At 67.4% G+C, this 8497-nt stretch carries 7 protein-coding genes; 2 read left to right on the top strand and 5 right to left on the bottom strand.

The features are described from left to right. Positions 1 to 630, top strand: a 630-nt coding sequence (locus tag LBC97_12015; GenBank protein MDR2566753.1) for a hypothetical protein, incomplete at its 5' end; no start/stop codon positions are given. 2 nt (positions 631 to 632) lie between these two features. Here LBC97_12015 and LBC97_12010 read toward each other — a convergent pair. The 3 genes from LBC97_12010 to LBC97_12000 form a co-directional block, all read right to left on the bottom strand. Further along, positions 633 to 2684, bottom strand: a complete 2052-nt coding sequence (locus tag LBC97_12010) for a hypothetical protein (GenBank protein MDR2566752.1) — start codon at positions 2682 to 2684, stop codon at positions 633 to 635. 66 nt (positions 2685 to 2750) lie between these two features. After that, the gene (locus LBC97_12005) at positions 2751 to 4055 is read right to left on the bottom strand and encodes an Nramp family divalent metal transporter (protein MDR2566751.1); all 1305 of its coding nucleotides are present in this window, start codon (positions 4053 to 4055) and stop codon (positions 2751 to 2753) included. A gap of 140 nt (positions 4056 to 4195) precedes the next feature. Continuing rightward, positions 4196 to 5773: a phospholipid carrier-dependent glycosyltransferase gene (locus LBC97_12000; protein ID MDR2566750.1), complete on the bottom strand. Its 1578-nt coding sequence runs from the start codon at positions 5771 to 5773 to the stop codon at positions 4196 to 4198. A gap of 19 nt (positions 5774 to 5792) precedes the next feature. Here LBC97_12000 and rsmI point away from each other — a divergent pair, with 19 nt between their 5' ends. After that, positions 5793 to 6653 carry a 16S rRNA (cytidine(1402)-2'-O)-methyltransferase gene (gene rsmI, locus LBC97_11995; protein MDR2566749.1) on the top strand — a complete coding sequence of 287 codons (861 nt, stop codon included), beginning with the start codon at positions 5793 to 5795 and terminating at the stop codon, positions 6651 to 6653. Between the two features lie 72 nt (positions 6654 to 6725). Here the strand turns inward: rsmI and LBC97_11990 are convergent, their stop codons facing one another. Then, positions 6726 to 7550 carry an ABC transporter permease gene (locus LBC97_11990; GenBank protein ID MDR2566748.1) on the bottom strand — a complete coding sequence of 275 codons (825 nt, stop codon included), beginning with the start codon at positions 7548 to 7550 and terminating at the stop codon, positions 6726 to 6728. Continuing rightward, entirely contained in the window at positions 7547 to 8395 is an 849-nt protein-coding gene (locus LBC97_11985; GenBank protein MDR2566747.1) for an ABC transporter ATP-binding protein, read from the bottom strand. The genes LBC97_11990 and LBC97_11985 overlap by 4 nt, the downstream gene beginning before the upstream one ends. Positions 8396 to 8497 lie beyond the last annotated feature (102 nt).

Below are 8497 nucleotides of genomic sequence, written 5' to 3'. Positions count from 1 at the left end.
AACGGCCAAGTGGTGGCCGAACTCGCGCTGGGTTTGCTGATCGCCGCGTTCCGGCGTTTCGCCGAGGCCGGCGCCGAGGGACGCCGGGGCCGGTTGATGCGCCCGCAAGGACGTTCGGTCTTCGGGTCGACCATCGTGGTGCTGGGCGCCGGCGACCTGGCCCGCCATTTCCTGACGCGGGCCGAGGCCTGCGGCGCCACCGTGCGCCTGGTCGGACGGGTGGAGCGGGACGGTGTGCACGGCATCGGGCAAGTGTTTGAACTGCTGGACCAGGCGGACGCGGTGGTGGCCACGTTGCCGCTGACTGACGAGACGCGCGGGCTGGTGGACGCGGACTTCCTGGCCGCGCTGAGGGACGGGGCGGTGCTGGTGAACGTGGGCCGGGGCGCGGTGGTGGACGCGGCGGCGCTCGCGGCCGAGGTGCGGTCGGGCCGGCTGCGGGCCGCCCTGGACGTGACGGACCCGGAGCCGCTGCCCCCCGACCATGAGTTCTGGACCCTGCCGAACGTGATTGTGACGCCGCACATTGGCGGCGCGGTCCGGGGCGCCTTCGAGCGCGCCTACGCGGTCTGCCTGGACCAACTGGCCCAATTCGCCCGCGGCGAGGTCCCGACCAACCGCGTGCTCTGACGCTATTCGAGGGTTATCCGGCGCGCGCAGCCGGCCGTCGCGCCCACGGCCAGGCGCGGAATGACGCAGACGCGCCCCACGTACTGGTCGCTGACCTGCACCGATGTCAGCGACAGGTCGCCGTTGTTGGTCACCGAATAGGTGAACCAGACATTGGCGGGGCTGGTCGCCGAACTCAAGCTGGGCACCTCCACCGCGCCTGTGTTGTTCTGGGCGGAGTCCAAAATGCCCTGATAGCTGTCCACTCCGGCTGGAACCCCGGCCCACGCCTGCAGTTTCATCTGCACGGAACGCTTGCATTCGCTTGCGGACGGAACCTGCGGGATGGAGGGGATGGTTCGGGAGTACTGCGAGGAAACCAGTTGGAGCGGGTCGCTCCCTTGGCCGTGCGTTTGGATGCGGATGGAACCACCCCCCTGGGAGGGAAGGTCCGGCACCGCCACGAAGACCACGGCATCCCTGCTGTCCGGCTGCGCCACGCCGTCCACCCGGCCCAAGTACTCCTCCGCCTTGTTGCTGGAGGTCCAATAGAAGTCAATGCCGACCGGGGCGCCGGGGTCGGTGGTGCCGGCTTCGTTTCGGGACACGCCCACCTGCAATTCGCACTTGGAGGCCAACCGGGCCTCGGTCGGGCGCCAGGTTCGGACGTTCAGGTCGGCGGCGTTGCCATTCATGTACATCAAGCCGCCCGTCGCCGCCGACTCCTCGTTTATCGGGTCTTGTTGGGACGCGCTCGCCGGCCCAAAGGTGTTCCCCGTCACTGTGACGGCCCCCGTCTGCTTCATGTGGACGCTTTGGGCGGTGTAGCCGTCAAAGCGGTTGTTCTCAATGAACAGATTGGACCGCGTGGGGGCGGGCACGTCCGGGTGGTAGGCGCTCCACGCGGACAAATCCCAGCTGACCGCGTAACCCTGGACGCCTTTGGCGGATTCGGCGGTGTTGTCAAAAGTGTTGTCGCGGATGCGGTTGACCCCGCCCAAAACATTGTTCGCCGGCAACGTGATGGTGGCCACGCCCGCCAAGGATCCGGTTCTGATGTCGGAGAAAGTGTTTTCGGCCAGCTCCCAGTTGGAGCCGCCCACCGCGTAGTAGGTGTTGATCGGCGAGGTGAAGTACCCAAAGGATTCGAACTCGCAACCCTGCACCGTCAAATTGTCGACCCGCACGAACTGCGCGAGGTTGACGCCATGCGAGGAGCAGCCGCGGGCGTCATCGGCGTCGCAGTAGTTGACCGGGTTTTCGATCCCGTCCGCGGGCTTGTTGTTGAAGGTGACATTGCGGATGGCCACATTGGCGATAACCGGGTCCGCCTCCCCGTTTCCAGACAGCACAATTCCGCCGCCGTTGACGGTGGAGGGCATGCGGCCAACCGTGAAGTCTTCGATGGTGATGCCGTCCGCGCCGGGCAGGATCAGGATTTCGCGTTCGGTGTGGAAGTTGGCGGTTTGGATGGCGCTGCCGCCGCTCAGGCTGGAGCCGTCTGAGTTGTCTGAGAAGACGATGGCGCTCTGGGTGGAGTACCAGTCGGTGAAGTTGCGGAGTTGGACGTTGGGCGCGTCAACCCAGATCGCCGCGCGCTCGTTGTGGGAGGTGGGGTCTATGTAGCCGTTGGCGGGCCCTATGTGCAAGCGTTTGTCGAGGTCAATGGACATGGGCCGCTTCACCCAGAGAAAGGCGCCGTCCTCGTCCCAGATGCTCGCCTGTTGCGTGGGAGCCATCATGTCATTGGCGTTTGTCGTGAACGGTATGGTGCCGCTGAAGCCTGGCTCGACCACGATCTGAACGGGGATGTCCCAATCCTGGACCGCGTTCCCGAGTTCGACCGCCCTCCGCAGGGTGCAGACCTCGCCCGCCTGGGCGGGGCTAGAGCAGGAGGCGTTCGACAGATTAGGTTCGGCGCTGTTGACGGTGAAAGTGACGGGGCCGTCCTCGGCCAGCGCCTCGGAGCACACCGCCGGCCCCAGGCACAGCGCCAGGCCGCCCAGCACCAAGAACCCCAAGGCCGCGCGTGGGTCGAGCCTGCGGCGCCTCGCGGAGTCTGGGTAAATGGCCATATCAGAGGCAACGCCGCCCTCGGGGCCGGTATTCCGATATTCCCGAGGAAATTCCCACTGGCGGCGTTAGCCGCTGACGGTCAGGTAGATCAGCGCCAGGTTGAGGGCGACGATCAGGGCGGTCGCGATCCAGGCCGCGATCTGGGTGGGGCGGCGGTTGACCGAATCCCCCATGACGGAGCGGCGGCCGGTCAACCAGACCAGTGGGATGACCGCGAACGGAATCCCGAAGGACAAGATGACCTGGGAAACCACCAACGCCCAGGATGGGGAGGCGGCCAGCGCCAAGACCGCCAGCGCGGGGATCAGCGTGAGGCAGCGCACCATCAGGACTGGCATGCGCACGTTCAGGAATCCCGAGATGATCTCCGCGCCCGCGTAGGAGCCCACCGAGGTCGAGGCCAGCCCGGAGAACAACAGCCCGACCGCGAAGATCACGCCAACGGTGGGCCCAAGGTATTCCGTGATGGCCGCGTGCGCGCCTTCAATGGAGTCCGTGCTGGAAACCCCGCGCAGGTTGGCGGCGGCCAAGACCAGCATGGCGATGTTGACCGAGCCCGCCACCACCAACGCGCACAGCACGTCCCAGCGCGTGGCGCGGATCAGGTGCCGTCGTTTGCCGGGATCCGTCACCGTGCCGTGCCGGTCCCGCGTCAACGATGAATGCAGGTAGACCGCATGCGGCATGACGGTGGCGCCCAGCATGGACGCCGCCAGCAACACCGAGTCCGTCCCCTGGAAGCGCGGCACCAGGCCAGCCAGCATGTCGGCCGGGCTGACCGGCGAGACGACCAACCCCGACACGAACCCGATTGTGATGATGACCAGCATCGCGGTGATGGTCACCTCGAAAGACCGCTGGCCGTGCCGGGTTTGGATCGCCAGCACGCCGAGGGACACCGCCCCCGTGATCAGCCCGCCCGCCACCAGCGGCAGCCCGAAGAGCAGGTGGAGCGCCAACGCGCCGCCAATGACCTCCGCCAAGTCGGTCGCGATCGCGATGACCTCGGCCTGGCCGAAGTACAGGTAGCGGGGCCACCGCCCCAACCGCGCCGCCAGCATCTGCGGCAGTGACCGCCCCGTCGCGATCCCCAGCTTCGCGCTCAGGTACTGCACCAACACCGCCATCGCGTTGGCCGCCACCAACACCCAGACCAGCAGGTAGCCGTAGCGCGCGCCGGCCGTCAGGTTGGCCGCCACGTTGCCCGGGTCCACATACGCGACCGCCGCCACGAAGGCCGGTCCGAACAGTCGCAGCATCCGAGCCCGCGCGCGGAGCCCCCGCCTTTGAGGCGTCCAGCCCCCGGTGCCCGATGCCGTGCCGGATGGCGCGGGGTTCTCCAAGTCGTTGACGGGCCGGGTGCTGGCCACAGTTTCCTCCGATTCGTGCGGCAGAGATCAGACAAAGCAATCCTAAGGCAACCCGAATCAAAAAGTTCGGGTACCCGAAAACTCTAGCGCGCGGCATCGGCTGCCGTGGCGGGCGCGTGACAGTCGAGCTGCGGAGCCCGCTAGATCCAGGACGAGAACCACATGTGCATCTGCCAGAAGAGGCGCGGGACCGATTGGGCGGTCCAGATCGGCCAGAAGAAGGCCGAGACGAACAGCATCAGGGCGAGCGCAACGCCCACCATCAGCACTGACGTGCGGGTGCCGGGCGAGCGGGCAGGCCACGCCCGCCGGGCGGGACCGATCAGGACGCCGGCGGCGTAGGCGAGGGCCAGGGTGACGAAGGGGACGAATGCGACCGTGTAGAAGGTGAAGATGGTGCGCTGGGCGAAGAAGAGCCAGGGGAGGTAGCCGGCCAGGTAGCCGCAGCAGATGAGCCAGGCGCGGCGGTCGGCCCAAACGACCGCCTGGTAGAGCACCAAACCCAGCGCGGCCACTCCGACCCACCAGATCAACGGGTTCCCCAAAGCGGTGACCGCCTGGCTGCAATCGTCGGTGCCGCAGGTCTTCGCCGTCTCGTAGAAGAACGAGGTGGGGCGAGCTTGGACCAGCCACAAGGCGGGGTTGGACTGGTAGTCGTGCGCCGAGGTCAGCGACGTGTGGAAATCCCAGGCCTGGTCGTGGTAGGCCACCAGGGAGCGCAGCGCGGGCGGCAGCCAGGAGACGCCCTTGCCGGGATTGGCCTCCGCCCAGTTTCGGTTGTAGCCGATGTCTGTGGTGAGCCAACCCCACCAGGAGCTCACGTAGGTGATCAGCGCGACGGGGACCAGCAGGGCGAAGGCCTTGACGCCGTCGCGCCAGCAGGCCGCCCACCACCACAGTTTGATCCCGGCGCGGCGGCGCGCGGCCGCGTCCCAGGCCACCACCAGCAACCCGAAGACCGCCAGGAAATACAGGCCCGACCATTTGACGCCGCAGGCCAGGCCCAGGGCCACGCCGGCGCCCAACAAGTACCAGCGCATGCCGAGTCCGGGGCCGTGGCGCCGTCCCGCGTAGATCGGGGCGCCGGTCGGCCCGTGTCCCAGCGGCCGGCGCATTCGCTCCTCCAACCGGCGGTCCATGACCGCGCGGTCTTTGAGGATCAACCACAGCGCCGCCAGCGCGAAGAACATCAAGAAGATGTCCAGCAGACCGCTGCGGGACAGCACCAGGGAAATGCCGTCCACCGCCAACAGCAAGCCCGCGATCAGCCCCAACGCCTGCGATTGGAAGAGCCGCCAGCCGATCAGAATGGTCAGCAGCACGCCCAGGGTTCCGGCGATCGCGGCGGAGAACCGCCAGCCGAAGGAGGACTCCGGGCCGAACAACCACATCCCGAACGCGATCAGCCACTTGCCGACGGGCGGGTGGACCACATACGCGGGGTTGTCCAGCAATCCGGAGAAGTCGCCCGCCTCGAAGAAGGGGTTGGTGTCTTCGGCCCAGCTCATTTCGACGCGGCGTTTCAGGAGCGAGTAGGCGTCTTTGACGTAGTACGTCTCGTCGAACATGAGCTTGTGCGGCGTGCCCAGCGTCCACAGTCGCATGAGCAGGGCCAGGAGGGTGACGCCCGCCGGTCCCGCCCACTTGGCGGCGAAAGCCAACCAGTCGATCCGCGCGGAGGCCGAGCCTCCGCGGGAAGTGGTCGAGCGCACTGTCACAACGCCCTATGGTACGGGTATGAGCTCGAAGGCCCCTGGCATTGTGCTGGCCGCGACGCCGATCGGCGACGTCGCGGACGCCTCGGATCACCTGCGGGAGTTGCTGGGCTCGGCGGACGTGGTCGCGGCGGAGGACACCCGGCGCGTGCGGGCGCTGGCGCGGCGCCTGGGCGTTGCGATCACCGGCCGGGTGGTGTCCTTCTACGACCACAATGAGCGCGCGCGCGTCGACTCGCTGTTGGAGGAGGCAGGCCGGGGCGTTGTGGCAGTTGTCTCCGACGCGGGCTTGCCGTTGATCTCCGATCCTGGGTTTGCGCTGGTCAGGGCCGCGATCGCGGAGGGCGTCCCGGTCACTTGCGCGCCCGGACCGTCAGCGGTGCTGACCGCGCTGGCCTTGTCTGGCCTCCCCACCGACAGGTTCGCCTTTGACGGGTTCGCGCCCAGGGCGCGCGGGCCAAGGGCCGCATGGCTGGACCAACTAGCCGGGGAGGCCCGCACCGTGGTGGTCTTCGAGTCGGCCCGGCGCCTCGCCGCCACGTTGTCCGATGCCGCCGCCCGCCTTGGCCCCGACCGCCCGGCCGTCATAGCCCGCGAGTTGACCAAACCCCATCAGGAGGTCATCCGGGGGACGCTCGGGACGTTGGCCGCCGATGCGTTGTCGCGCGACCTGAAAGGCGAGGTCACGTTGGTGATCGGCGGGGCCCCGGCGGCGCTTGGCGCCCCGGACGGCGCCGCGGTCGAAACGGCGGTCAAAGAGGTCGAGGCCCTCGGGGCCACCGGCCTTGGCCTGTCCCAGGCGGTGTCCGCGGTCGCCGCGTCCGCCGGCCTGCCGAAACGGACCCTTTACCAGGCGGTGCTGGCGGCTCGCGGCCCCGAGTGAGAAATGGGGACGGAAATGGGGACGGTACCTTTTCCGGCTGGCCGGAAAAGGTACCGTCCCCATTTCGCCGGGTCAGCGGTTCTTTTCCGAGCGGACGTACAGGACTGTGCCCGCCAGCAGACAACCCAACGTCAAGACCGTTATGGCGGTCAGGGAGACCGCCGGGTTGAAGAGCACCACCGAGTTGTATTCGGGGGTGCCCGCGTAGACGGCGGCGCGGCCCAAGTCCACGCAGTAGGTCATCGGCAGGAGGCGGCTGAGCAGCCACAACACCCCGGTTGACTGCCCAATCGGGATGATCACGCCGGACAGGAACATCTGCGGCATGGTGATGAGCATGACCGCCACGTTGGCGGTCTTGTTGCTCTTGATGACGCCCAGGATGATCATGGCCAGCGCGCCGCCGGACAGGCACATCAGCGGGGCCAGGGCCAGCAGGGCGAGCAACTGGCCCACGGTCAGGGAGATGCCCATCAGGGCGCCCACCACCAGCACGCCCAGGCAGGAGACGATCGCCATGACCGCGGAGCCGAGGATCTTGCCGAGCACTATCCCGTACCGGGACAGCGGGGACACCAGCAGTTCCGCGCTGTAATTGCCGTCGGAATCGTCCACCAGGGTGGTCATGCCCATGGTGGTGACCATGAACAGCATGTTCACCAGCATTCCGACCAGCATGAAGCGGCCGAAGTCGAACCCCAGGCCGGCGGCCATGTTCTCTTTCAGGTTCCCGCCGATCATCCCCATCATGAGGAGCGGCATGACCAAGCTCATGACCAGCCCGCTGAGGCTCTTGGTGGTGATGGTCAGGTCACGGGCCATGACGGTGACAATGCCGTTCAGTTCGCGCCAAACCCGCGAGCGGGTCCTCGGCGGCGCCAATGTGGCCGCGCTCACGCCGCCACCTCCCTTCGAGAGCCAGCGGAAATGGGGACGGTACCTATTTCCGGCCCGCCGGAAATAGGTACCGTCCCCATTTCCCCGGTTTCCTGGCTCAGGTAGTCGACATAGGCGTCCTCTAGGCGGTTCGCGCCCAGGCGGCGCTTCATCTCCTGGGGCGGGCAGCACAGGCCGACCAGGCCGGAGTTGATCAGGCAGACCGTGTCGGCGTCTTCCGCCTCGTCAATGTAGTGGGTGGTCAAGAACACCGTGGTGCCGTGGTCGCGGCGAACCTGGTTGAGGTAGTCCCACAGGTTGCGGCGGGCCACCGCGTCCAACCCGGAGGTCGGCTCGTCCAAGAACAGCACGCGCGGGGTGTGCATCAAGGAGCGGATCACCTCAAGCTTGCGCTGCATGCCGCCGGACAGCTTCCGGACCGGCCGGCGCAGAGCCTCGCCCAGGCCCACCACCTCCGCCAACTCCTCGACCTGCCGGCGGTAGGCCGCCGGCATGCTCCCGAAGGTCGGCCGGTACGGGTAGACGCCGTACAGGCACGAATGGATGCGGATGTTCTCCTCCGCCGTCAAGGTCAGGTCCAAGCTTGGCCGCTGGAAGATGATGCCGATGGCCCGGCGGACCTGGCGCTCCTGCGTGTCCAAGTCATACCCGCCGATCCGCACGCGGCCGGCCGTCTTCGACAACGTGGTCGTCAGAATCGAGATCGTGGTGGTCTTGCCCGCCCCGTTTGGGCCCAGGAAGGCGAAGAACTCGCCTTCTTCCACGCTGAAGGAGACGTCCTTGACTGCCGGCTCCTTTGCTTTCTTATACCTCTTGACCAGGTGCTCGACTTCGATTACGGGCATCGCTTGTCCTTCCTCGCTGGCGCGCGCCCGGCCTCGGCCCGGGGTGGGCGGCGCCCACCCCGGACGCTGATTGAGGCGCGCGGTTGACTCTGTTCGGGGGAA

This window comes from Bifidobacteriaceae bacterium, from assembly GCA_031281585.1.
In the GTDB taxonomy this organism is placed as follows: Bacteria; Actinomycetota; Actinomycetes; order Actinomycetales; family WQXJ01; genus JAIRTF01.
Note: the sequence above shows the minus strand (reverse complement) of the source record. Positions and strands in the feature narration are given on the sequence as shown.

Coding starts and splice junctions, on each gene's coding strand:
- LBC97_12010 (MDR2566752.1), bottom strand. CDS start 2,684: ATGGCCATTTACCCAGACTCCGCGAGGCGCCGCAGGCTCGACCCACGC.
- rsmI (MDR2566749.1), top strand. CDS start 5,793: ATGAGCTCGAAGGCCCCTGGCATTGTGCTGGCCGCGACGCCGATCGGC.
- LBC97_11985 (MDR2566747.1), bottom strand. CDS start 8,395: ATGCCCGTAATCGAAGTCGAGCACCTGGTCAAGAGGTATAAGAAAGCA.